Below are 24,227 nucleotides of genomic sequence, written 5' to 3'. Positions count from 1 at the left end.
CCCCGACCGGGTTCCGGTCGGGGCCTTCGGCCTGCCCGGACGGCGTGACCCCCGGCCGGGGAGCACCTGACAACACCCCCGGCCGGGGGTCGCCCTCAGAGTCGCTGGATGATCGTGCCGGTGGCCAGCGCCCCGCCCGCACACATGGTGATGAGCGCGAACTCCTTGTCCCTGCGCTCCAGTTCGTGCAGTGCCGTGGTGATCAGACGGGCCCCGGTGGCGCCCACCGGGTGGCCGAGCGCGATGGCCCCACCGTTGACGTTGACCTTCTCCAGATCCTGGTCGAAGACCTGCGCCCAGCTCAGCACCACCGACGCGAACGCCTCGTTGATCTCGACGAGGTCGATGTCCCTCAGCGACATCCCGGCCTTGCCGAGCACCGCACGGGTCGCGTCGATCGGCCCGTCGAGGTGGAAGTGCGGGTCGGAGCCGACCAGCGCCTGGGCGACGATCCGGGCACGCGGCTTGAGCTTGAGCGCCCGGGCCATCCGCTTGGAGGCCCACATGATCGCGCAGGCGCCGTCGGAGATCTGCGAGGAGTTGCCCGCGGTGTGGATGGCGGTGGGCATGACCGGCTTGAGCCGGGCCAGCCCCTCCATGGTGGTGTCCCGCAGCCCTTCGTCGTGGTCGACGAGGCGCCACATGCCCTGCCCCGCCGCCTGCTCCTCCTCGGTGGTCGGCACCTGGACCGCGTACGTCTCCCGTTTGAAGCGCTCCTCGGCCCAGGCCACGGCCGCCCGCTCCTGCGAGATCAGCCCGAGCGAGTCCACGTTCTCCCGCGTGAGGCCCCGTTTGCGGGCGATGCGTTCGGCGGCCTCGAACTGGTTGGGCAGATCGACGTTCCACTCGTCCGGCCACGGCTTCCCGGGGCCGTGCTTGGAGCCGCTGCCCAGCGGTACGCGCGACATGGCCTCGACACCGCAGCTGATACCGACGTCGATGACTCCGGCGGCGACCATGTTCGCAACCATGTGGGAAGCCTGCTGCGAGGAGCCGCACTGGCAGTCCACGGTGGTGGCGGCGGTCTCGTACGGGAGTCCCACGGTGAGCCAGGCGTTGCGCGCCGGGTTCATGGACTGTTCGCCGGCATGGGTGACCGTGCCGCCGACGATCTGTTCGACGCAGTCGGCATGGATGCCGGTGCGGCCGAGGAGTTCACGGTAGGTCTCACCCAGCAGATAGGCGGGGTGCAGATTGGCGAGCGCGCCTCCACGCTTGCCGATGGGGGTGCGTACGGCTTCGACGATGACGGGTTCCGCGGCCATGAGCTCGTCCTCTCCTCGCACTTCCGCAGGGGGCGTCCCGGCGCCCACGGAAGGAACTAGTACGCGTTCTAGTTCTGCAAGCAGTCTTATGAGGCTTACCCCCGGTACGCAAGAGCCGTGCACGCACCTTGCACCCACTTCCTGCCTGGCGCACCGGCCTTCACGCAACAGATCCGGCCATGACCCTTGCGAGTTGTAGAACTCGTTACTACCTTTCCGGCAACTTCTGATGGGTCGTCAGGCATGGCTCGGGCGGCCCTCGGACCGACCTGGAGTTGCCGATGCCCTGCCCTCATCTGCCCGAAGGGTTCGACTTCACCGACCCCGACCTGCTCCAAGCCCGCATCCCGTACCCGGAGTTCGCCCGGATGCGGGAGACCGCCCCGGTCTGGTGGTGCACCCAACCGGCCGGTATCTCCGGTTTCGACGACGAGGGCTACTGGGTGGTCACCCGGCACGCGGACGTCAAGTACGTCTCCACACACCCTGAGCTCTTCTCGTCCTACACCAACACGGCAGTCATCCGCTTCAACGAGTCGATCAGCCGCGACCAGATCGAGGTCCAGAAGCTGATCATGCTGAACATGGACCCGCCCGAACACACCCGGGTCCGCCAGATCGTCCAGCGCGGCTTCACGCCCCGTGCGATCCGGTCCCTGGAACAGGCCCTGCGCAGCCGCGCCCGCTCGATCGTCGAGACGGCGCTCGCCGCGGCCGACGACGACGGCTCCTTCGACTTCGTCACCAACATCGCCGTCGAACTCCCGCTCCAGGCCATCGCCGAGCTCATCGGCGTACCGCAAGGGGACCGGTCGAAGATCTTCGACTGGTCCAACAAGATGGCCGCGTACGACGATCCCGAGTACGCGATCACCGAAGAGGTCGGCACCGAGGCGGCCATGGAGATCGTCTCGTACGCGATGAACCTGGCGGCGGATCGCAAGGAGTGCCCGGCCAAGGACATCGTCTCCCAGCTGGTCGCCGCGGAGGGCGAAGGCAACCTCTCATCCGACGAGTTCGGCTTCTTCGTCATCCTGCTCGCCGTCGCCGGCAACGAGACCACCCGTAACGCCATCAGCCACGGCATGCACGCCTTCCTGACCCACCCCGACGAATGGGAGCTGTACAAGCGCGAGCGCCCGGAGACGACCGCCGAGGAGATCGTGCGCTGGGCCACCCCCGTGGTCTCCTTCCAGCGGACCGCCACCCAGGACGTCGACCTGGGCGGGCAGCGGATCAAGAAGGGGGACAGGGTCGGGCTGTTCTACTCCTCCGCCAACAACGACCCCGAGGTCTTCGAGAACCCGGAGGCCTTCTCCATCTCCCGGGACCCCAACCCCCATCTCGGCTTCGGTGGCGGCGGCCCGCACTTCTGTCTCGGCAAGTCCCTCGCCGTCATGGAGATCAACCTGATCTTCAACGCGATCGCGGACGTGCTGCCGGACCTGCGACTGGTCGGCGACCCGAGGCGGCTGCGCTCCGCCTGGCTCAACGGGATCAAGCAACTGCAGGTCAGCACATCGGACAAGGCCGGTACGCCCACCGGCTGACCGGTTCGCGGATTCGGGCGGCGGGGGTCTTCCCCCCTACGCCCCGGCCCCCGCCGCCCGTCCGCGCCCCGCGTCCGGTCCGCAGCCGCTGCCCGTCCGCCCCCACCGCCTGCCTGCACCACCCCGCTCCGGGAGGCGCAGGGGCGTACGAGGATCATGGCGGCCATGCACGCCCTGCTCTCCGGCTTCGCCCCCATCTGGACGCTCACCGGCATCGGTTACGTGGTCGGCCGCAGCGGCCTCCTCGGCGAACAGGCGGAAGCAGTGCTCGGCCGGTTCGTCTTCCACGTGGCCATGCCCGCGGCTCTGTTCGTCATGGTCTCCGGCGCACGCCTGGACGCCTTCGCCAACTCCTCGATGGTGGCCTTCGCCGCAGGCACGGCGCTCGTCTCCGCCCTCGGCTTCGTCCTGGCCCGCCGCCTCTTCGGCCGCAAGACCGCCGACCAGGCGATCAGCAGCATGGCGTCCGGCTACGTGAACTCCGCCAATCTCGGCATCCCGGTGGCGGTCCAGGTGCTGGGCGACGCCTCGTTCGTCGCGCAGATCATCCTGTTCCAGGTGCTGCTGGTCTCCCCCGTGATCCTGACACTGCTGGACACGGGGACGGGGGCCGTCTCCGGAAAGGGCGTCACCTTCCGGAGGATGCTGACCATGCCGGTCCGCAACCCGATCATCATGGCCTCGATGTTCGGCGTCGCCGTCTCCGCGATCGGGCTGCGACTGCCGACCACCGTCACGCACTCCTGCGATCTGCTCGGCGCGGCAGCGGTTCCCACGGCCCTGATCACCCTCGGCCTGTCGTTGAACGGACGCCCGGCGGCGACCGGCGCACGGTCGGAGAGCGTGGCGGATTCCGGGGAGCGTGCGGAGGTGGGAGTCGCCGTCGTGCTGAAGACGCTGGTCCAGCCGCTGATCGCGTTCCTCGTCGGCGGCCCGCTGCTGCGGCTGCCGGACCATCAGCTGCTGGCCGTGGTGGTGTGCTCCGCGCTGCCGACGGCCCAGAACGCCTTCATCTACGCCCGCCAGTACGGTCTGGACACCAGGCTCGCCCGCAACTCCGTCGTCGCCTCCACGGTCGCTTCCATGGCCACCCTGTCGTTCGCCGCCTGGGCGCTGGGGCCGTCCCACTGACCGCCCCTTGGGCTGTTCGAGTGAGGGGTGAGCTGTTCGAGTGGCGGGCTGCCCGGGACAGGCGGATGCTGGGTAAGCGGCGATCCACGCCGAAGGGGTGCCGGACGACACAGGTCGTTCCGGCACCCCTTCGGCACACGTGCAGCCGCTCGCTCAGGTCTTGCTGCCCACCGTCTCGCCGGTCGCCTCCGGGGAAGCTGCCCGATCCGCCGCGGACGGGTGCCGTTCCGCCCCGGCTGCCCGGTCCACCACCGGTTGCAGCTTCCGTGGTCCCGCGAGGACATGAGTGAGCACGAAGCCGAGCGCGATGACCAGCGCCCCGCCCACCGCGTCGAGCACCCAGTGGTTGGCCGTGGCGACGATCGCCGAGACGGTGAACAGCGGGTGCAGCAGCCCGAGCGCCTTCATCCACAGCTTCGGGGCCAGCATCACGATCATGACGCCGCACCAGAGCGACCAGCCGAAATGCAGCGAGGGCATCGCCGCGTACTGGTTGGTCATCGAGGTGAGCGTCCCGTAGTCCGGCTTCGCGAAGTCCTGGACGCCATGGACCGTGTCGATGAAGCCGAGCCCCGGCATCAGCCGCGGCGGCGCCAGCGGGTACAGCCAGAAGCCGAGCAGCGCGACCAGGGTGGCGAAGCCGAGGGTGGAGCGGGCCCAGCGGTAGTCCGCTGGGCGTCGTACGTACAGCACACCGAGGATGGCCAGCGGCACGATGAAGTGGAACGTCGAGTAGTAGTAGTCGAAGAAGCTCTTCAGCCAGCCGATCTGGACGACCGTGTGGTTGGCCCAGTGCTCGATGTCGATGTGCAGCCACTTCTCGAGCGAGTGGATCTGCCGGCCGTGCGCCTCGGCGGTGGGGCGACCGGCCGTCGCCGCCAGCCTGACGTGCGCATACGCCGAGTAGACGACCCGGATCAGCAGGAGTTCCAACAGCAGGTTGGGACGGCTGAGCACCCGTCGCCAGAACGGCAGCAGCGGCACGCGGCTCCAACGGGCCGGAACCGGGACGGCGTAGTCCGTGGGGACCGGCCGCTGCCAATACGGCGAGGTGCGCGGCAGGAACGGCGCTGCGCAGGCGGCGCCCAGCGCAGCGAGGAGGAGCACGTTGTCCCGCACCGGGAAGGCGACCGGGGTGTTCGGCAGAAGTATCTTCCCGGGCAGCGTGATCACGAGCACCACGATGGCCGGCCACACCAGCCGGTCTGAGGCCCGCTCACCGGCCCGGCCGACCACGGCAAGGAGCACCCACAGCAGCTGGTGCTGCCAGGCGGTCGGCGAGACGGCGACGGCGACACAGCCGGTCACGGCGACGGCGAGGAGCAGCTGGCCGTCGTTCGCGTACCGCACGGCGCGCCGCAGCCCGACGTAGCAGACGGCGGCGGCCAGCAGCAGGAACAGCACTACCTCGAGCGGGCCCGCCAGGCCGAAGCGGAGCAGCGCACCGTGCAGCGACTGGTTGGAGAGGCTGTCCGCGCTGTCGCCGAGTCCGGCGCCCGCGACATGGTGCACCCAGTACGACCATGAGTCGTGCGGCATCACGGCCCAGGCCAGCGCGGTGCAGGCGGCGAACGCGGTGCCGCCGGTCACTGCGGCCCGGCGGCGGCCCGTCAGCCAGAGCAGGACGGCGAAGAGCAGCACGGTCGGCTGGAGCGCGGCCGCGATCCCGATCAGTACGCCGGACGCGCGTTCTCCCCGGGCCACGAAACAACCCAGCAGCACCAGCAGGACCGGCAGGATGCTGGTCTGGCCGAGGTGGAGGGCGTTACGGACCGGCAGGGACAGCATCAGCAGGCTGATCGCGACGGGGGCGGCCAGCAGGGCGGTGCGACGGGAGACGGGCCCCGGCAGGGCGCGGGCCGCGACCAGGCCGAGTGCGGCGACGAGCAGCAGCGAACCGAAGGTCCAGGCAACGCCGAGGCTCTGTTCGGCCGTCCGCGCCAGCGGTTTCAGTACCAGCCCGGCGAAGGGGGTGCCGGTGAACCGGTCGCTGTCGTAGAGCGATCCCGTCACATGCAGGACCCCGTTCTCACCGATCCACGTCTCCAGATCGGTGAGCCGTTCGCCCGGCGGCTGCCGCAGCACCACCGCCATCTGCCGTCCCGCAAGCAAGGCGACAACCAGCCAGAGCACAGCCCGGGCTGCCCCGGTCCTCGCCCCCGTCGCCGCGTTTCCGCGCACACTGTGCTCCGCATTCGCCACGCTGCGCCGACCCTCCCACCGTTCATCCACCGTCCTCGTCCCAGGACGTGCTGTGAAACCTTCGCATTGCGCTATGAGGTAGACACAATCAACCCCCTCTGCGCCTGACTGTCACCCCGCTTTTGTCCGAAGGAATGCTCGGATCGCCGATCGGCCCCGGACGCAGCGGCCGGAACCGGATCCTTCACCCGTACGTCTGTCCCCGTGATCGACGGGCGCACGGTCACGACGGTCTCGGTCTCGAAACCCTCACCGCGCCGGTCCCGGCCACCCGGCACCACTTCTGGCCACGCTCCGGGGACTGGCCGTTCGCCGGTTCGGGTGACGGTACGGCCGCGTCCGCACCGTCCGCGGCCGCACCGCCGGTGACGGTCGTCGGCAGGGAGCAGCTCGGCCCGTTCGACGTGGCGCGCCTGGCGGCGACCGACCCCGAGGCGCTGCAGACGTGGCTGAAGCGGAACGGTTTCGAGCTGCCCGACCGGCTGGCGACCGCGCTGCAGCCGTACGTCGACCAGAAGTGGGAGTACGTGGCGGTCCGCCTCGCTCCCCGGGACGAGGACGCGCTTCTGCTGGGCGAGCTCGACCCGCTGCGACTGCGCTTCGCCAGCTCCCGGCTGGTCTACCCGATGCGGCTTTCGAAGCTCGCCTCGACGCCTCAGTCGCTGGGCCTCTACGTGCTGGCAGCGCACCGGATGGAGCCGGGCGGTCCGATCGGCGGGGACGCGCCCCGGGTGACGTACGCGGAGAAGTTCACCCCGTCCACTTCGCCCGCCACCTCGACGGAGGCGATCCGGAATCTGGCGGCCGGCCGGCCGGTCTTCATCACCGCCATCGAGCAGTCCTTCCCTCGCCCGGAGCTGATCGACGGCGATCACGAACTGCACGCGGCCGCCGCCGACACCCCGTACCGGACCATGACGTACCGCAACGAGCTGCTGACCGTGGGCGGCGTCCCGGCCTGGGTGCTGTCCCTCCTCGGCGCCGTGCTGGTGGCGGCTGTGGCGGCGCTGTCCGTCTCCCGGTCGCGGCGGCGACGGCCGGTGCCGCCCCCGCCGCCGGTCACCGTGCCGCCACCGTTGGCGTGAACGCGGCCACGAGGGGATCACGAACAGCTGTGCGCGGGGTGAAGCGCGGTACGGAGATCCGGCACCGCCCCATCCGCGAGACCTGCCGCGCGGGCGGACCGCGGTCAAATCGTTTGGCTCCCGATCATGCACAGGTCACAATCACGCACATGACCTGGATTGTCGCCCCGGACCGCTTCGACTCCCCCGACTCCACCGCGCTGCGCCGGGACTACTACGACGAGGTCGCCAGCCGGTACTGGGGGCGGCCGGCGACCGCCCGGGAGATCGACGAGGGACTCGCCGACGACGGTGTCGAGCGGCTCGTCCCACCGACCGGTGAGTTCGTCGTCGGCAGGTTCGACGGGAATCCGGCGGCCTGCGCCGGGCTGCTCCTGATCGACGCGGACGTGGCGGAGCTGACCCGGGTGTTCGTGCGCCCGCAGTTCCGCGGCACGGGCGGCGGCGGGCTGCTGCTGGCGGCCGTCGAGAGCGCCGCGCGTGCGTTCGGCGTACGGCGGATCCGGCTGGACACCCGCAACGACCTGGTGGAGGCGCGCGGACTGTACGCCAAACACGGCTACTCGGAAGTCCCGGCGTTCCACCGGAATCCGTACGCGGAGCACTGGTTCGCCAAGGAGCTGTAGGCCGGGCGAGGCCGCCCCGGATCGGGTGACGCCTGCCGGGCCGCGCCGGGATCGGGCCGCCCGGCTCAGGCCGCGTGGTCCCGTCTCGGCTCCGGACCGTGCGGCTGTTCCTCTTTCGATCCACACGTCTCGGCGGTCAGCTCCTCCACGAGTTTGCGCAGATCGCTCGGCCGTTCCGGCCCCCACCAGTCGCCCAACAGCTCGGCCAGCGACTCCTCGCGGGCCTGCGCGAGCTTCATCACGACCTCCGAGCCCTTGTCGGTGAGCACCAGCTGCACCCCTTCACGCCGGGCCAGACCTCGCTCCTCGAGCTGCCGCGCCGCGTCACTGATCACGCGCAGCGGCACCGGGATGGTGTCGGCGAGCAGCCCGGGTTCGACGGTGCCGTGCCGTTTGACGCGCAGCAGCATCCAGCTCGCCGCGGGCAGCAGGTCGTACCCCGCACGCTCGGTGATCTTCACATAGGCATCGCGTCGCCCCTCGCGGGTCGCGAGCACCGACAGGGCCCGCGCGCACTCGTCGTACGAGGACCGCTCGACCGGGTTGGACGCCAGGGTCTCGGTGCTGTCGGGGGCCGTCACCGAGCCGCGCAGCTTGTCCTCCTTGAGGAACCAGGCGAAGGCGAAGGCGACCAGGACGACCGGGGCGGCGTACAGGAAGACATCGGTGATCGACGTGGAGAACGCATGGAGCACCGGGGGCCGCAGTGCGGGCGGCAGTTGGGCGATGGCGCGCGGGTCGTCGGCCAGCCGGCCCGCGTCGACGCCGGGTGGCAGGGTGATGCCGGAGAGCGCCGCGCCGAGTTTGTCGGTGAGCCGGTTGGTGAAGATCGTGCCGAAGATGGCGACACCGAACGAGGCGCCGATGGAGCGGAAGAACGTCGCCCCGGAGGTGGCCACGCCCAGGTCCTCGTAGGTGACGGCGTTCTGCACGACCAGCACGAGGACTTGCATCACCAGACCGAGCCCGGCACCGAAGACGAAGAAGCAGGCGCTCATCTGCCCGGTGCTGCTGAACTCCGTGAGCCGGTGCAGGAGCATCAGCCCGATCGCCGTGATGCCGGTGCCCAGGATCGGAAAGACCTTCCAGCGGCCGGTACGGCTGACGATCTGGCCGGACACGGTCGATGTGACGAGCAGGCCGGCGACCATCGGCAGCAGGTGCACACCGGACATGGTCGGCGTGATGTTGTGCACGACCTGCAGGAACGTCGGCAGATAGGTCATCGCACCGAACATCGCGAAGCCGATGACGAAACTGATGACGGCGACGAGACTGAACGTGCGGATCCGGAACAGCTTAAGCGGCAGGACGGGTTCGGCGGCGCGCCGCTCGGCGTACACGAATGCGATCAGCAGCAGCACGCTGACGACGGAGAGCCCGATGATCTGTGCCGAGCCCCAGGCCCACGTGGTGCCGCCCAGTGAGGCGACCAGGACCAGACAGGTGGCCACGGCGGCGATGAGGAAGGTGCCCAGGTAGTCGATGACGTGCTTGGCCTCGCGGACCGGGATGTGCAGCACTGCGGCGATGACGAGCAGCGCGACGATGCCGATCGGCAGGTTGATGTAGAAGACCCAGCGCCAGCTGAGGTGCTCGGTGAAGAGGCCGCCGAGCAGCGGTCCGAGGACGCTCGTCATGCCGAAGACCGCACCGAACAGGCCCTGGTACTTGCCACGTTCACGCGGGGGGACGAGGTCGCCGACGATCGCCATCGAGAGCACGATCAGACCGCCGCCGCCGAGGCCCTGCAGAGCACGGAAGCCGATCAGCTGCGGCATGTTCTGGGCCATGCCGCAGAGTGCGGAGCCGACGAGGAAGATGACGATGGCGATCTGGAAGAGCTTCTTGCGCCCGTACTGGTCGCCGAGCTTGCCCCAGAGCGGGGTCGCGGCGGTCGACGCCAGCAGATAGGCGGTGACCACCCACGACAGGTGCTCCAGGCCGCCGAGATCGCTGACGATGGTCGGCAGTGCGGTGGAGACGATGGTCTGATCGAGTGCGGCGAGCAGCATGCCGAGGAGCAGGGCGCCGATGGCGACAAGGACGGTCCGCCGGGAGCGGGTTTCGCCGGGAGCCGGCGCCGGGGGGCTCAGCTGGTTGGCCATAAAACTCTCCTCGGGTCCGCTACATCCCCATCCTGGCCGCAGTGGACCGTTATGGCCTGTTGGGGCGTCATCGCGGCGGGCTGCATAATCGCAGGCAGTTCAAGGGGAGGGGACCCACGAAATGACCGGACAGGTATGCCCGGAGTGCGGTACGGACAACAGATCGACGGAGAGACCGGACGGGACACCGGAGGGGAGACCCTCCGCCGGGCCCGGCTGCGGATGCGCGGAGCGGGCGGCGCGACGGGCCGCCGCGCAGGCGGAGACGGCGGCGGCGGAGGACTTCGATCCGCTGCGGATCAGGCCGTACGTGTCGCTGGGGGGCGACGGGACGGCGGCCGACGCGATGACGGCCGACCCGCCGTCGGGGAACGACGCGGCCACGACGATGCCGCTGTTCCTCGACCGCGAGGCGATGGCAGGTCCGGCGCCCGCACCGCAGGGGAGCGCCGGAGGGCCGGAGCCGCGCTACGGGACCAGGGACGCCACGGACACCATGGACGCCCTGGGCGGGGTGGATCCGGTGCAGCCGCGCCGTCGCCGCCCGTTCGCGGCGGTCGCCGTGGGCGCCGCCGTGGTCACGGTGGTGGGCACTGCGGCGTTCGTCGGCGGACTGTTCAGCGGGGACGGCAAGGGGGGCGCCGACGGCGAACAGGCCCTGCCGAGCACCGTGGTGTCGGCCGCCCCCGATGCGTCCCCCTCACCCGATGTGTCGACGTCGGCGTCCGCGTCTCCGTCCGCCTCGCCCTCGGTCTCCGCATCGCCGTCAGCATCCGCCTCCGCATCGGCGTCGGCGAGCGCCTCGCCCTCCCCGTCCGCCACCTCGTCGCGCCCGGCCGCACCGTCGGCCCCGGCCTCCCCCGAGGAGTCCGCCGGAACGTCGTCGGCCCCGTCGATCGCGCACCCGCACGGTCGCACGCTGCAGCACGGCGACCACGGCCCCGCGGTGGCCGAGCTGCAACGGCGGCTGCAGGAGGTGTGGCTGTACCGGGGGCGCGACGACGGCGACTACACGGGCCAGGTCGAGCACGCGGTGAGCGTCTATCAGTCGTACAAGTCCATCGAGGGCGATCCGGCCGGCGTCTACGGTCCGAACACCCGGCGCGCGCTGGAGGCGGAGACGACCGGCCGCGGCCGGTCCTGACGGCAGGAGGGTCCCCCACGGCGGGGATTCGCTTTCCCGGGCAGCTTTTTGTATCGTGAGGGAACAAAGTAGCCCTCGCCCGCACTCCCTGACCGGCGGGCGGGGCTGCTTGTTCCCTTCACCCGCTTGTTCGCGTCACCCCGCGCTGCCCTCCTTCCCCCCGCCTGGAGACCGCCGATGCCGGCCACCGTCCTCACCGCACGTGCCCTCCTGCTCGACATGGACGGCACCCTCGTGAACTCCGACGCCGTGGTGGAGCGCTGCTGGCGGCGGTGGGCACTGCGGGAGGGCCTGGACCCGGAGGCCGCGCTCAAGGTGGTCCACGGGCGCCAGGGGTACGCCACGATGGCGGTACTCCTCCCCCACCGCCCGATGGAGCAGAACTACGCGGACAACCGTGTGATGCTCGCCGAGGAGACCGCCGACACCGACGGAGTGGTCCCGATCGGCGGCGCCCCCGCTTTCCTGGACGCGATCGCCGCGCTCCCGCACGCCCTGGTGACCTCGGCGGACGAGGCGCTGGCCCGGGCCCGGATGACGGCAGCCGGACTGCGGATGCCGAGCATCCGCGTCACGGCGGAATGCGTCGGCGCCAGCAAGCCCGACCCCGAGGGTTTCCTCAAGGGCGCGGCCGAACTGGGCTTCGCTCCGGCGGACTGCATCGTCTTCGAGGACTCGGAGGCCGGCATCGCGGCGGGCCGGGCGGCCGGCATGCGCGTCGTGGGCGTCGGCCCGCGCGCCGCGGCGCTGGCGCCGGACGCACACGTCGTGGATCTGACACAGATCCGCGTGGCGGCGTCGGCCGACGGCTCGATCCAGCTGCACATCAGCGCCCCTCAGTAGCGTCCGGCCGATCGGCCGGGGACATCTCCTGAGCCTTTCCCCGGGCGGGCTCAGTCCCGGTACATCCGTCCGCGCGCCACGAGTTCAAGGACCGTCGCGACGGCCACCGCCTGTACGGCCATCAGCGCGACCAGCACGAACAGCTGCACGGCCCCCGCCTGAACCGGTGAGGCGCCGCCCAGCAGCATGCCCACGAACGCCCCGGGCAGCGTGACGAGCCCCACCGTCCGCGTCTGGTCCAGCCCCGGCAGCAGCGCCTCCGACGCCGCGGGCCGGGCGATCTCCATCCGCGCGTCGCGGTCGAGCAGCCCGAGCGCCATCCCCGCCTCCACCTCCCCGCGCCGCATGGTCAGTTCGTCCAGGGCGCGCCGACCGCCGAGCACGGTCGCGGTGAGCGCACCTCCGATGAGGATGCCCGTGACCGGGATCAGCGCGAGGCCGCGGACCGGCAGGAGTCCGGTGAGCAGCAGGACGCCGACCACCGGCGCGACCCCTGCGGCGATCGGCAGGGCCGCCCACCACCAGGTGCGGTTCGCGGTGATCCGGCGCCCCGCGGTCCGTACCGCGACCGCGTACATCAGCACCAGGAAGCCGAGCAGCGCCGGCAACGAGCGGACCACCCAGCCGATGAGCAGGGAGACGGCGGCGAGTTGGACCGCGGCCCGCAGCCCGGCCAGGGCGATCTCGCGCGACCGGCCGAGCGAGGCCACGGCGGCGACGACGGCGGCCGCCGCGAGCAGCAGGGCGAGGACGACACCGAGCGTGATGTTGACCGGAAGCAGCACGCGGCCACCATAGGACGGCCCCACTCCGGCTCCCGGTACGAATCGGCCTTCCACATCCCCGAACTGTCGGTGCGTCAGCCCTGTCACACCCCTTGATGTGACGTGCACATGTCGCCACTCTGTTACCTGGCGCCCACCCCGCAGAAACCTGGCGCCGCCACGATGGCCGGGTCCACGGGTCGCCCGTCCAAGATCCCCCCACATCAAGGGAGTTCGCATGTCAGGTGTCTACGCGCGTCGCATCGGCGTCGTCGTCGCATCCGCCGCACTCGCCGCAACCAGCGGACTGCTCACCGCGCCCACGGCACAGGCAGCGATGCCCACGCCGGTCGCCGCGTCCACCGCCCGCACCTACCTCAGCCAGCTGACCGTCAAGGCGGAAGGCTCGTCGAGCGGATACAGCCGGGACCTGTTCCCGCACTGGATAACCCAGTCGGGCGCCTGCGACACCCGTGAGGTCGTCCTGAAGCGGGACGGCACGAACGTGACGCAGAACTCCAGCTGTACGGCCGTCAGCGGCAGTTGGTACTCGGAGTACGACGGTGCCACCTGGACCGCCGCCTCCGATCTGGACATCGACCACATGGTCCCGCTCGCCGAGGCCTGGCGCTCGGGCGCGAGCAGCTGGACCACCGCGCAACGCCAGTCCTTCGCCAACGACCTGACGCGCCCGCAGCTCATCGCGGTCACGGACAACGTCAACCAGTCCAAGGGCGACCAGGATCCGTCGACGTGGCTGCCGTCCCGCACCGCCTACCGCTGCACGTACGCGCGCGCCTGGGTACACGTGAAGCACTACTACAACCTGACCGTCGACTCGGCGGAGAAGAGCGCGCTCCAGTCCGTTCTCAACGGCTGCTGACCGGAACCGCTCACCCCTCCCCCGCCGTTCCGTACGGTACGGAGCCCGCTCGCACGCGACGGGCTTCGTCCGTACGCGCACGGGCCCCGTCCGTACGGAACGACGCGAGGAGGACACCTCATGGCCGGACTGCGCCTGGGACCACTACTGCGGTACGTCGACTGGGAGACGGGTTCCACCGCGACCGTCTGGGTCGAGGCCGACCGGCCGACCACGGCCGAAGTCCGGTGCGCGGACGGCGCGTCGGGCTCCTCCCGGACGTTCGCGATCGCGGGTCACCACTACGCGCTGGTGGTGGTGACGGGCCTGACACCGGGTTCGACCACGGCGTACGAGGTGCTGCTCGGCGGCCGTAGGGTCTGGCCGCTCGAGGACTCCGGCTTCCCCGCGAGCACGATCACCACACCCCCGATATCCCCCGCGGCGGACGGGAACGCGGAGCCGACGCCCGTCCGGATCGCCTTCGGCTCCTGCCGCTGGGCCGCTCCCCCCATCGGCGAGCGCGACGCCGCCGGCCCCGACGCGCTCGACACGCTTGCCGCCCGGCTCGCCGCCGACCCCGGCGCCGCACGCCCTGACGTACTGCTCCTCCTCGGCGACCAGGTGTACGCGGACGAGACGTCGAAGGCGACCCGCACCCGCCTCGCCGCGCGCCGGGACCTCGCGGAGCCGCCCGGCGCCGAGGTCGCGGACTACGAGGAGTACACCCACCTCTACGACGAGTCCTGGCGCGACCCCGAGGTGCGCTGGCTGCTCTCCACCGTCCCCAGCTGCATGATCTTCGACGACCACGACGTGGTGGACGACTGGAACACCAGCGCCGCATGGCTGGCCTCCGTACGTTCGACCCCCTGGTGGCACGAGCGGATCGTCAGCGGACTGGCCTCGTACTGGGTCTATCAGCACCTCGGCAACCTCTCCCCCGCCGACCTGGCCGCCGATCCGGTCTACGCGGCCGTACGCGCCGATCCGGACGGCACCGAGGTGCTGCGCCGTTTCGCCGCCGAGGCGGACGCCGACCCCACACGCACCCGCTGGAGCTACCGCCGCGTCTTCGGCCGAGTACGACTGCTCATGGTGGACACCCGGGCGGCCCGCGTACTCGACGAGGAGCGCAGGTCGATGCTCGACGACAAAGAGGCGCACTGGGTACGCGAGGAAGCCCTCGCCGACCCCGGTTCGTACGACCACCTCCTGATCGGCACCTCGCTGCCGTGGCTGCTGCCCCCGCTCATCCATGACGCGGAGGAGTGGGACGCCGCGCTGTGCCGGGGCGAGCGCGGCGGGCCCGACGGGCGATGGGCACGGTTCGGCGAGAATCTGCGGCGCCGCTCCGACCTGGAGCATTGGGCGGCCTTCCCCGACTCCTTCCGCCGGCTGACGGAGCTGATCAGGGAGGCGGGAAGCGGCCCGGACGCCCCGGCGACGGTTTGTGTGCTGTCAGGCGATGTGCACCATGCGTACATCGCGGAGCCCACGTGGCCCGCCGACGCACCGGGCCCCGGCCCCGGGGCGCGCATCCTGCAGCTGACCTGCTCTCCCGTGCACAACTCGGTCCCCGCGCTGCTCAGAACGGGGTTCCGTTTCGGCTGGAGCCGGGCAGGGCGGCGGCTCGGCCGGCTGCTGGCGCGGCACGGCCGGACGGGCCCGGCACCGATCCGGTGGCGGAAGACCGGCGGACCGTGGTTCGGCAATCAGCTGATGACGCTGACGCTGCATGGCCGGAATGCTGCGCTGACATTGGTTCAGGCCAGAGAGAAGGCCGCGGGTGCACAGTTGGAGACGGTGCTGGAGCAGACGCTGGCCCCCGGCGAGTAGGCAACTTTCAGCCAGTCGGCAAAATGTTGAACTTGCAAGCACTAGTGAGGTCACCCTGACCTGAGGCGCTCAATCGGTTCCCGTCCCCCACCGACCGAAGGAGCCCTCCCCCCATGTACGCACGTCTGAACCGTGCACAACCCCACGCCCTCGCCCTGTTCCGGATCGTCGTCGGCCTGCTCTTCGCCTGCCACGGCGCCGCCTCGCTCTTCGGCATCCTCGGCGGCGCCATGGGCGGCGGCTCCATACCCACCGGCACCTGGCCGGGCTGGTACGCGGCGCTCATCCAGCTCGTCGGCGGCGCCCTGATCGTCCTGGGCCTCGGCACCCGTATCGCCGCCTTCGTCGCCTCCGGCTCCATGGCGTACGCGTACTTCAAGGTCCACCAGCCCGAGGCGCTCTTCCCGCTGCAGAACGGTGGCGAGCCGTCCGCGGTCTTCTGCTGGGTGTTCCTGCTGCTGGTCTTCACCGGCCCCGGCTCCCTGGCCCTGGACCGGCTGTTCGCACGGCGGAGTGACGCGGGGCCCGGCGAGGACCGCGCCCGCGAGCAGGCACCGGCGGTCGCGGCCTGAGCCTCCGGCGAGTCCCGTGTTGCCGCGCCTGCCCCACCGGCCCCCGAGGCCTGTGAGGCAGGCGCTTCGCATGTGACACGTGAGGTGCACAACATCCCCCGCGCGTAGTGATGTGCAGGTAAACGGCAGGCGTACGCTGTACAGCTGGCCCTGCCGCCCCTGCCGCTCCCCTGCGACGTCGCGGCGTTGGAACGAACGGGGAGTACGCAAGGTGCTCGAGAGTATGGGTGCGCTGACCGGCAGCCCATGGATCTATGCGGTGGTCGCCCTCTCGGTGCTCCTGGACGTCTTCCTGCCCGTGCTGCCCAGCGGGGTCCTGGTGATCACGGCGGCCACGGCGGCCGCCGCCGGCACGACCTCGGTCGCAGGCGCGGCCGGCTCCGCCGGAGAGGTCCCCCAGGTTCCGTCGCTCCTCGCGCTGATCCTGAGCGCGGCCACCGCCTCGGTGCTCGGCGACCTCGTCGCGTACCGCCTGGCCTGGCGCGGCGGCGACCGGCTGGACCGCGCCATCGCCCGCTCCCGCCGCCTCACCACCGCGCAGGAACGTCTCGGCGCGGCCCTGAGCCGCGGCGGCGGCATCCTCGTCGTCATCGCCCGCTTCGCCCCGGCGGGCCGCTCGGTCGTCTCCCTGGGCGCGGGCGCGGCGCACCGCAAGGTGAAGGAATTCCTGCCCTGGTCGGCCCTGGCCGGCGTGGCGTGGGCGGGCTACAGCGTGGGCCTCGGCTACTTCGGCGGCCAGTGGCTCGGCGCAACATGGCTGGGCACGGCGGTCTCGGTGCTCGCCCTGTTCATGGCCGGCGCGCTGGCCGCGTACCTGATGCGCCGCCCCGCGGAGGCGGCCGCCAGCCACGCGCCGGCCACCGCCGCGGCTTCGGCGCCTAAGGCGTCCTGACGGGCGCCCCTCGCACCTCAAGACGGTCCAGCAGTCGGGCGGTCGCTTCGGCGATCTCGTCGACGGCCCGGTCGAACACCTCCTGATTGTGCGCGGCCGGAGCCCGGAAGCCGGACACCTTGCGTACGAACTGCAGGGCGGCGGCCCGGATGTCCTCCTCGGTGGCCTCTTCGGGGATGGCGGGCGGGCGAAGGGTCTTGATGCTGCGGCACATGCCTCCAGTGTGAACCGACCCACTGACATCGCCCCGGCAACCGGGCGCCCCCGGACCGGCTTCAGTTCCGCTCGACCGCAGGGATCTCGTAACTGCCGTCGAACACCGCGCGCCCCGGCGCGTAGAGCCTGAGCACGAGCCGGAAGTCCCCCTCGGGCGCGGGCAGCCAGTTCGCCGCCGCGAGGTCCGCAGGACGCTCCTCCCCCAGGTGAACGGTCAGCGACCCGTCGTCCGCGCGCACCAGCCCGGGCGTACGGTCGCCGATCGCGTGCCGGCCCGCCGGGCTCTCGGCGAGGCGTCCGTCCGGGGCGTCGTACATGGTCAAGGACCAGAACGCCTCGACCGGCGGCGGCTGCTCGAAGCGCAGCACATAGGAGTGGGCACCGTTCAGCCGATGGCCGTCGGCGTCGTCGGAGGTGTGTGCGGCCACGGCCTCGTAGCCATGCGCCCCCCACGGCGCGATGCCTGCCGCCACCGCCCTGACCAGGTAGGACGCCTCCCGGTCGGCCATCTTCCACTCCGGCGAGTCGATCGTCCCCACTCCGAAGCGGTCCAGGTTGTAGTCGAAGAGGTGCGGATCCATCACCCACCGCCCACCGCCCGCCGCATCCGGCCGCGCCGCCTCCGCCACGCGTGCCCTGCCGCGCTCCATCCCCTCGGCGAGTGCGCGTACGAGGACGGGGTCGGCGGAGACGTACGGCGAAGGCCCCTCCTCCAGCAGCCCCAGCGGCTGGAACCTGTCCTGGTACGCGCAGTCGGCGGCAGCCGGCGGGAAGTCGGCCATCCACACCCTGAGCTGCTCGAAGAAGCGCAGCTGCTGCGGTACGTCGGTGTCGGGTGCGGGCAGCCCCGTACGGTGCGTCCCGGGTTCGAGATGCGTGAGCGTGAGCTGTTTCTGCAGCTCACGGACGCGCTCCACGTCGTCGGGGCCGTCACACGCGATGCGGCCGATCACGGAGACCACGGAGGTCGGCGCGTCGATCACCCCACGCATCCCACCGGGCTCACTGCCCGCCCAGCCCGGCGGCACGACGAGCCAGTCGCCCTCATCCGTACCGGTGGCGCGGCTGCCGACGTACGCGAAGTTGTTGGTCCAGGTGTCCACGAACTGCAGCACGTAGTACGCACCGTCGGTGTCGGGGACATGCAGCCGGACCGGCCCGCCGGAGAGGTCGAGCTGGGCGACCGAGCGGAGCGTGTCGTCACCGACGGAGGCCCGGTGGGTGCCGGGGTCCGCCGATCGGCCCGGGTGCGCGAAGTGATTGAACGGGGTGGGCGCCAGCGGGCCGACACCCACCTGCGTGAAGTCCTCGGCCGTCGAGAGGTCGAAGACCAGCGGATACCCGTAGACGTACGCCTCGGCGGCAAGAGCGACGAGCTCTTCCGACGGATCGGATGCAGCAGTCATGAGTGCACGCCCTCCGTCACGACCAGCACTCAGACGAGCGCCTTGGAACGGTCCGTGCACAGGGCCCAGATGACGAACGTGTCGATGGCGATGGAGATGATCGCCCAGATCGGCACGTACGGCAGCCACATGAAGTTGGCGATCATGTTGAGCGCCGCGATCACGATACCCAGCACCCGAGCCCACCCGGCGCCTTTGAGGATGCCCAGACCGATCACGATGAGAATCACGCCGAGAACGAGATGGATCCACCCCCAGCCCGTCACGTCGAACTTGAACGTGTAGTTCCTGATGCGTGCGTAGACGTCGTCGGACGCGATGCCGGCAATGCCCTTGATCACCCCCAGGACGCCGTCCACCATCAGCAGGACACCGGCGAACATGACCCCACCGGCCGCCCAGGGATTGCTGCCGTCCCCCGGGCCGGAAGGACGGGCGGACGTGCCGGGCGTGGGCGCTGTCTGTGCCATGGAAACTCCTGGGCCGGAACGGAATGAAGCCGGACAGAACCGACCCTGCGCGGCACGTTCCCGTGCGACCACCTATACGCATCCGTTCGGGTGACGGCACCGCGGCCCCGACTGCCGGCCCGGATCCCCCGTACGGGTGGGAAGTGCGGGTCAGCACATCGAACCACCGGCCGCCGTACCACGCTGACCTCCAATCGACGCAGGAGGACGCCGTGGTGCACCAGTCACCGAACTGCCCCCACTGCCTGGATCACCGGGCACTCTGGCGCGACACCAGTCGCACGACACCGGCCGCCCCGTACCTGTGGCACTGGTACTGCTCCGGATGCGCTCGGACGTGGGCCCCCAGCCCCGGAGAGAAGGCGAGACACCACCATGGGGCACCAGGAAGATCACGCCATCACGTGTAGCTCCGACTGCGGCGTCCCGCCACCGACAGCGTCACGACGCACACGACGACCACGGAGGCCGCATCGGCCGAAGTCGGCGGACGCACCACGAGATCCTGACCGCGGCGAGGGATGTCGGACCCCTCTGGCATCCTCCTCCTCATGCCGCACGACAGCGCCCTCGACCTGGTACAGATGACGGACCCGCGCGATGTCGCCCCTGCACTCCGGCGGGAGTTGATCGACTGCTGGATCACGGTCACCAACGCCGGCGGCGCCGCGGGATTCCCGTTCCCGCCTGTGGGCGAGGACGACGTCACGCCTGTCGTGGACCAGCTCCTCAGCCGTCTCGACCCGCACCGGAGCAGACTCCTTGTCGCCCGGGCCGACGGCCTCCTCGCCGGATGGGTCGTCCTCGACCGCGATCCTTACCACCTCGTCGGGCACTGGGGCACGGTCCACCATCTGCAGACCCGCCCCGCCTTCCGCGGACGCGGCATCGGATCCACCCTCGTCCACGAGCTCCGGAAGATCGCCCGCGATGAGCTGGGCCTGGAACAGCTGCGCCTCGCAGCCCGGGGAGGCGAGGGGCTGGAGGACTTCTACGGACGGCTCGGATGGCGAGAGATCGGCCGCTGGCCCGCAGCCCTCCGACTCGCGCCCGACGACACCCGTGACGAGGTCCTGATGATCCTTGCTCCGCTCTGACCGCAGCTCCGCTCCGCCCGCAGAGGCATTCGCTTCTCGTGTCGCCGCTCATCGGTCAGGCGTCCGACCGTTAGGCTCGCGTCGCCACAATGGTCCCGATCTTCACGGAGGGCAGGACGACGGGGATCAATCGAGAGCGCATCGTCAGGACGCTGACGTTCTGGCTGCGGCCGGCCTTCGCATTGCGGGTCATCAACCGGTTTCAGAAGATCGTGGGTTTCGACCGCTCGATGGCCCTGGCGTCCAGCGCCTTGACGGCACTGGTCCCGCTCTCCGTCCTCCTCGGCGCCGTCCTGGGCAACTTTGTGCACCTCGACGCCGCAGAGCGGATCATCAAGCGCTACCACCTCACCGGAGCAGGCGCCACAGCAGTCAGGTCGCTGTTCTCCCCTGCCGAGGCGACCAGCGCAAGCGTGGGCATCTTCGGCGTCTTGTTTCTGACGATCTCGGTGCTGAGTTTCGCGCGCGCCGCACAGCGACTCTTCGAACAAGCATGGGAACTCAAGCCCCTCAGTGTGCGCAACACACGCAACGGCTTGTGGTGGATCCTCACCCTCGGAGGCTACGTGGTGATCACCACGCTGCTCTCCGGGCTCCACAGCGGGGGCGCGCTGGGTCTGGCGACCGCCACCGTGTGTGGCGTACTGGTGACCGCTGCCTTCCTCGTCTGGAGCGGCCGGATCCTGTCGGCGAGACGGATCAGCTGGCGGGACCTGCTTCCCTTCGGCATCACCGGTGCCGTCCTGACTGCGGCCTATTCAGTGGGCGCGACCATCTACATGCCGCATCTCTTCAACTCGTCCGCAGCACGCTACGGGGTGGTAGGTGCTGTCTTCGCGATGATCTCCGCCCTCTTCGCAGCCATGCTCGTCCTGGTTGCATCGGCGGCACTGGGACGAGAAGTACGGGACGAGCTCAGCCGGATCCGCCAAGGCGACCGCCCTTCCGACCATGAGGTCCGCCGGCAGTGGGACAGCGTGGTCGAGCAGACTCGGTCACGGTGGCGTACGGCGCGGGAACAGGTCTCTCATCATCGGATCAAGGGCTCGAACCATCGGACCAAGGGCTCGAACCATTGATGGGCACGGCCGGCCACCACACGACGCGGTGAAGGACCGATCGCATTCAGCTCTCCGCCACCTGGATGATCGTCCTGCCCGGTGTGCGGCGGCCGCCTCGGGTGAACGCTGCGGGCGCTTCGGACAGTGGCCGCACATCCCCGACGACCGGCTTGAGCCGTCCGTCCCGGACACGCTGGACGACGTCCGCGAGGCGGACCCGGTCGGGCTCGACGACGAAGAAGACGGCCCTGCCGTTCTCGGGCTGGATTTCGGGCGGCACGGCGATGGTGACGAGGGTCCCACCGGCGCGTACCAGGGCGGTCGAGCGTTCGAGGATGTCGCCGCCCAGCACATCGAATACGAGGTCGACCTCGCCGATGTCCTCGAGCCGGTCGTTCTGCAGGTCCACGAAGGTGTCCGCGCCGAGACCGAGTGCCGTGTCCCTGCCGGCGGCCCGCCCCGTGCCGATCACTCGGGCGCCCGCCTCGCGTGCGAGCTGCACGGCGATCGACCCGACACCGCCGGCGGCACCGTGGATGAGGACCGTCTGGCCTGTCGTGAGGCGGCCGTGGTCGAACAGGCCCTGCCATGCGGTCAGCCCGGAGATCGGCAGCGCGGCGGCCACCGTGTGACCGACGTCCGTCGGCAGCGGAGCGAGATTGCGGGCCTCCACCGCGGTGTACTCGGCCAGTGATCCGTTCCGGGCCCAGTCGGCCAGTCCGAACACCCGCTGGCCGACGGTCAAGCCCGTTGTTCCGTAGCCCAGTTCGGCGACAACGCCGGAGAGTTCGTGCCCGGGCACGCTAGGCGTTCGGTCGCGGCCGGCGCGGTCGGACCAGGTACCCGGCCAGTCGAGCTCTCCAGGGGTGAACCCCGCGGCATGCACCCGCACGACGACATCGTTCTCAGCGGCGTGGGGGTAGGGCAAGTCCATGAGGGAGAGCCCACCGACACCCGAGTCACGGTCTCGAACGGCGATGGCTTGCATGATGGGTCCCTTCTGGAAGAAATTCTTCACCCACGCCGGCGGAGACCAGCACGGTGAAGCCGGCGCCTCGTCCGGGACTACGGCCGAGGCGAGGACGACTTGCGTGTCTCACCACCTTGTCTTTCATAACTCTCGGTTCAGCTCGGCCAGGGCGCGCCGATGATGCGCTCGACCGTTGTCGTGCGACGGAAACCCGGTACAAAATGCTCCAGCACGTCCGCATTCACGGTTCCGTTCGTGGTTTCCGGACGGTGCTCCAGTCCGTCGACGCAGGCCTGCAGGAATTCGTTCTTGAAATCACCCCGCGGATGGACGGCGGTGATCTCTTCCACCTGGGAGCGATCCAGCTCGTCCAGACCTGCGCCGAGCACGTCGGTCAGAACGCCCAAATTCGTGATGGCGATCTCCGGACCCATCCGGCCGGGAATTCCCGGCGTCGTGTGCAGCGCGATGGCCGTCCAGACCACATCGGCCGCGGCGGTCGGGAAACCTCGGTCGGTCATGAACTTGCGTGCATGATCGGCTCCATCGACCTCGAAGCGCTGTTCCACATCGGAAAAGGGCGTCAAGAGACCGGTGTCGTGGAACATGGCGGACAGGTAGAGCAGCTCCGGATCGGGCTGCAAACCGAGCCTGCGGGCATGAATGACGCCGAAGACGAAAACGCGCCGGGAGTGATGGTAGATGAGGGGTCTGGTCATCTTCTGAATGAGGCCGGTGGCCTCATTCACCGCCTCTGTCTCAGGAATCTCCACCCCTGCGATGATCTCAGTCATGACCTCTGCGCTTTCCGGTATCGGTGTGTTACGAATGAACGGTGAGTCCGTCTTCCACACTGCCGACCACCGGGCCCTCGGCGCCACCTCGGTCCCGCCATGAGTCACCTGAATCCGGACAGGCTCGGAACGGGGGCGCGGGCTCCGCCACGCATCGGGTGGTGATCCTCGTCTATGACGGGGTCACGCTGCTGGACGTCGCCGGTCCCGCGGAGGTGTTCGCCGAGGCGAACCGGTTCGGTGCCGACTACCGGATCGTGCTGGCGTCACCGACCGGCACCGACGTCACCTCGTCCATCGGGATCCGGATAGCGGTCGACGCCGCCGCGTCGCAGCTTGCTCCCGACACCTTCCTGGTGGCCGGCGCGGACCTCTACCCGCGCAGCCCTGTCGCCCGTGACCTGGTCGAGGCCACGCGCACCCTGGCGCTCCGGGCCGACCGGGTCGCGTCCATCTGCACCGGAGCATTCGTCCTCGGCGCCGCCGGCCTCCTCGACGGCAAGCGTGCGACCACGCACTGGAAAGTCGCGCAGGAACTCGCCACCCGGTGCCGGGCCAGCCACGTCGAACCTGATGCGATATTCGTTCGCGACGGCACCACATACACCTCGGCGGGTGTGACCGCCGGCATCGACCTGGCGCTGGCGCTCGTCGAGGAGGATCACGGCCCTGATCTGACCCGCGATGTCGCCCGCGCCCTGGTGGTCTATCTGCAGCGTTCCGGCGGCCAGTCACAGTTCTCCGCCCCGCTGCAAGGACCGCCACCCCGATCTCCGGTCATCCGCAGGATCACCGACCTGGTGACGGCTGATCCCGCGGGAAATCACTCACTCGGCGAGCTCGCCAAGCACATAAATGTGAGCTCTCGGCATCTCACTCGACTCTTTCACGACGAACTGTCCACCACGCCGGCCCGGTACGTGGAGATGATCCGGTTCGACATGGCAAAAGCTTTGCTCGACCAGGGGCACACCGCGACGCAGGTGGCATCCCTTGCCGGATTCCCGAGTTACGAGAGCATGCGGAGAGTTTTCGTGAGGAAAATGTCGATCAGCCCCGCCGCCTTTCAGCGCCGCTTCAGCACAGCGCACCGCGCCGACACGGCGTAGCAGCAGGCGAAGTCCCTGGAGCACGCCCGGGAGTGCGGGTGGATCGGCCCGACGCCCCGCAAGGCTGTCTTCTTCATGTTTCACCGGCCCAGAGGCCGGAGTGAACTGAATTGTCCCACCAGTGGCGCGCCGGGGCTTCAGAAGCCCCGGCCACGTCTGGCTCGACGGGGACGATTCGCGTAGGGGTGCTGCACGTTGACAACCATCATCTCGTACGGCAC

At 70.1% G+C, this 24,227-nt stretch carries 22 protein-coding genes; 13 read left to right on the top strand and 9 right to left on the bottom strand.

The annotated features are described in order from the left end of the window. Window positions 1-95: 95 nt before the first annotated feature. Window positions 96-1,265 (bottom strand): steroid 3-ketoacyl-CoA thiolase, encoded by a 1,170-nt coding sequence (locus OG963_RS30800; RefSeq protein ID WP_093774620.1) that lies wholly within the window; start codon window positions 1,263-1,265, stop codon window positions 96-98. 281 nt (window positions 1,266-1,546) lie between these two features. Between OG963_RS30800 and OG963_RS30795 the strand changes: the two genes are divergently transcribed. Together OG963_RS30795 and OG963_RS30790 are read left to right on the top strand one after the other, a co-directional pair. Then, on the top strand, window positions 1,547-2,815 hold the full coding sequence (locus OG963_RS30795; RefSeq protein ID WP_093774618.1) for a cytochrome P450: 1,269 nt from the start codon (window positions 1,547-1,549) through the stop codon (window positions 2,813-2,815). A gap of 156 nt (window positions 2,816-2,971) precedes the next feature. Next, a complete protein-coding gene (locus OG963_RS30790) occupies window positions 2,972-3,946 on the top strand; it encodes an AEC family transporter (protein ID WP_319736341.1) in 975 nt (324 codons plus the stop codon). A gap of 153 nt (window positions 3,947-4,099) precedes the next feature. Here OG963_RS30790 and OG963_RS30785 read toward each other — a convergent pair whose 3' ends face one another. After that, complete coding sequence (locus OG963_RS30785) at window positions 4,100-6,127, bottom strand: bifunctional glycosyltransferase 87/phosphatase PAP2 family protein (protein ID WP_371799694.1); 2,028 nt, start codon at window positions 6,125-6,127, stop codon at window positions 4,100-4,102. 155 nt (window positions 6,128-6,282) lie between these two features. Between OG963_RS30785 and OG963_RS30780 the strand changes: the two genes are divergently transcribed. Both OG963_RS30780 and OG963_RS30775 read left to right on the top strand, forming a co-directional pair. Then, window positions 6,283-7,233: a DUF2330 domain-containing protein gene (locus OG963_RS30780; protein WP_371799693.1), complete on the top strand. Its 951-nt coding sequence runs from the start codon at window positions 6,283-6,285 to the stop codon at window positions 7,231-7,233. 149 nt (window positions 7,234-7,382) lie between these two features. Then, entirely contained in the window at window positions 7,383-7,859 is a 477-nt protein-coding gene (locus tag OG963_RS30775) for a GNAT family N-acetyltransferase (RefSeq protein WP_371799692.1), read from the top strand. Between the two features lie 65 nt (window positions 7,860-7,924). On the opposite strand, the gene OG963_RS30770 is transcribed toward OG963_RS30775, so the two are convergent. Next, complete coding sequence (locus tag OG963_RS30770; protein ID WP_093774610.1) at window positions 7,925-9,967, bottom strand: DHA2 family efflux MFS transporter permease subunit; 2,043 nt, start codon at window positions 9,965-9,967, stop codon at window positions 7,925-7,927. Between the two features lie 121 nt (window positions 9,968-10,088). Here OG963_RS30770 and OG963_RS30765 point away from each other — a divergent pair, with 121 nt between their 5' ends. Next, complete coding sequence (locus OG963_RS30765) at window positions 10,089-11,111, top strand: peptidoglycan-binding protein (protein WP_371799691.1); 1,023 nt, start codon at window positions 10,089-10,091, stop codon at window positions 11,109-11,111. 177 nt (window positions 11,112-11,288) lie between these two features. Further along, a complete protein-coding gene (locus OG963_RS30760; RefSeq protein WP_093774606.1) occupies window positions 11,289-11,954 on the top strand; it encodes an HAD-IA family hydrolase in 666 nt (221 codons plus the stop codon). A 50-nt stretch (window positions 11,955-12,004) separates the two neighbouring features. Here the strand turns inward: OG963_RS30760 and OG963_RS30755 are convergent, their stop codons facing one another. Further along, the gene (locus OG963_RS30755; RefSeq protein ID WP_093774604.1) at window positions 12,005-12,739 is read right to left on the bottom strand and encodes an ABC transporter permease; all 735 of its coding nucleotides are present in this window, start codon (window positions 12,737-12,739) and stop codon (window positions 12,005-12,007) included. Window positions 12,740-12,956: 217 nt separating this feature from the next. On the opposite strand from OG963_RS30755, the gene OG963_RS30750 reads away from it, so the two are divergent. The 4 genes from OG963_RS30750 to OG963_RS30735 all read left to right on the top strand — a co-directional run bounded on the left by OG963_RS30750 (window position 12,957) and on the right by OG963_RS30735 (window position 16,883). Beyond that, complete coding sequence (locus OG963_RS30750; protein WP_093774602.1) at window positions 12,957-13,601, top strand: HNH endonuclease family protein; 645 nt, start codon at window positions 12,957-12,959, stop codon at window positions 13,599-13,601. 120 nt (window positions 13,602-13,721) lie between these two features. Beyond that, window positions 13,722-15,419, top strand: coding sequence for an alkaline phosphatase D family protein (locus OG963_RS30745; RefSeq protein WP_371799690.1), 1,698 nt, complete (start codon window positions 13,722-13,724; stop codon window positions 15,417-15,419). Between the two features lie 113 nt (window positions 15,420-15,532). After that, window positions 15,533-15,991 carry a DoxX family protein gene (locus OG963_RS30740; protein ID WP_030925991.1) on the top strand — a complete coding sequence of 153 codons (459 nt, stop codon included), beginning with the start codon at window positions 15,533-15,535 and terminating at the stop codon, window positions 15,989-15,991. 211 nt (window positions 15,992-16,202) lie between these two features. Beyond that, complete coding sequence (locus OG963_RS30735) at window positions 16,203-16,883, top strand: DedA family protein (protein WP_256328136.1); 681 nt, start codon at window positions 16,203-16,205, stop codon at window positions 16,881-16,883. Here OG963_RS30735 and OG963_RS30730 read toward each other — a convergent pair. The 3 genes from OG963_RS30730 to OG963_RS30720 all read right to left on the bottom strand — a co-directional run bounded on the left by OG963_RS30730 (window position 16,870) and on the right by OG963_RS30720 (window position 18,975). Next, a complete protein-coding gene (locus tag OG963_RS30730; protein WP_030925989.1) occupies window positions 16,870-17,097 on the bottom strand; it encodes a DUF2277 domain-containing protein in 228 nt (75 codons plus the stop codon). The genes OG963_RS30735 and OG963_RS30730 overlap by 14 nt on opposite strands. Before the next feature lie 61 nt (window positions 17,098-17,158). Beyond that, the gene (locus OG963_RS30725) at window positions 17,159-18,505 is read right to left on the bottom strand and encodes a DUF1254 domain-containing protein (protein ID WP_093774594.1); all 1,347 of its coding nucleotides are present in this window, start codon (window positions 18,503-18,505) and stop codon (window positions 17,159-17,161) included. 29 nt (window positions 18,506-18,534) lie between these two features. Next, entirely contained in the window at window positions 18,535-18,975 is a 441-nt protein-coding gene (locus OG963_RS30720) for a hypothetical protein (protein ID WP_030925986.1), read from the bottom strand. A gap of 551 nt (window positions 18,976-19,526) precedes the next feature. Between OG963_RS30720 and OG963_RS30715 the strand changes: the two genes are divergently transcribed. Next, complete coding sequence (locus tag OG963_RS30715; RefSeq protein ID WP_093774592.1) at window positions 19,527-20,072, top strand: GNAT family N-acetyltransferase; 546 nt, start codon at window positions 19,527-19,529, stop codon at window positions 20,070-20,072. Between the two features lie 89 nt (window positions 20,073-20,161). Further along, window positions 20,162-21,151, top strand: coding sequence for a YhjD/YihY/BrkB family envelope integrity protein (locus tag OG963_RS30710; RefSeq protein WP_256223463.1), 990 nt, complete (start codon window positions 20,162-20,164; stop codon window positions 21,149-21,151). Between the two features lie 46 nt (window positions 21,152-21,197). On the opposite strand, the gene OG963_RS30705 is transcribed toward OG963_RS30710, so the two are convergent. Both OG963_RS30705 and OG963_RS30700 read right to left on the bottom strand, forming a co-directional pair. Beyond that, window positions 21,198-22,121: an NADP-dependent oxidoreductase gene (locus OG963_RS30705; protein ID WP_371799689.1), complete on the bottom strand. Its 924-nt coding sequence runs from the start codon at window positions 22,119-22,121 to the stop codon at window positions 21,198-21,200. A 137-nt stretch (window positions 22,122-22,258) separates the two neighbouring features. Next, window positions 22,259-22,897 carry an HD domain-containing protein gene (locus OG963_RS30700; RefSeq protein WP_371799688.1) on the bottom strand — a complete coding sequence of 213 codons (639 nt, stop codon included), beginning with the start codon at window positions 22,895-22,897 and terminating at the stop codon, window positions 22,259-22,261. 158 nt (window positions 22,898-23,055) lie between these two features. On the opposite strand from OG963_RS30700, the gene OG963_RS30695 reads away from it, so the two are divergent. Further along, entirely contained in the window at window positions 23,056-24,006 is a 951-nt protein-coding gene (locus tag OG963_RS30695) for a GlxA family transcriptional regulator (protein WP_218133093.1), read from the top strand. Window positions 24,007-24,227 lie beyond the last annotated feature (221 nt).

Origin of the sequence: Streptomyces sp. NBC_01707, from assembly GCF_041438805.1 — a bacterium.
Classification (GTDB): Bacteria; Actinomycetota; Actinomycetes; order Streptomycetales; family Streptomycetaceae; genus Streptomyces.
Note: the sequence above shows the minus strand (reverse complement) of the source record. Positions and strands in the feature narration are given on the sequence as shown.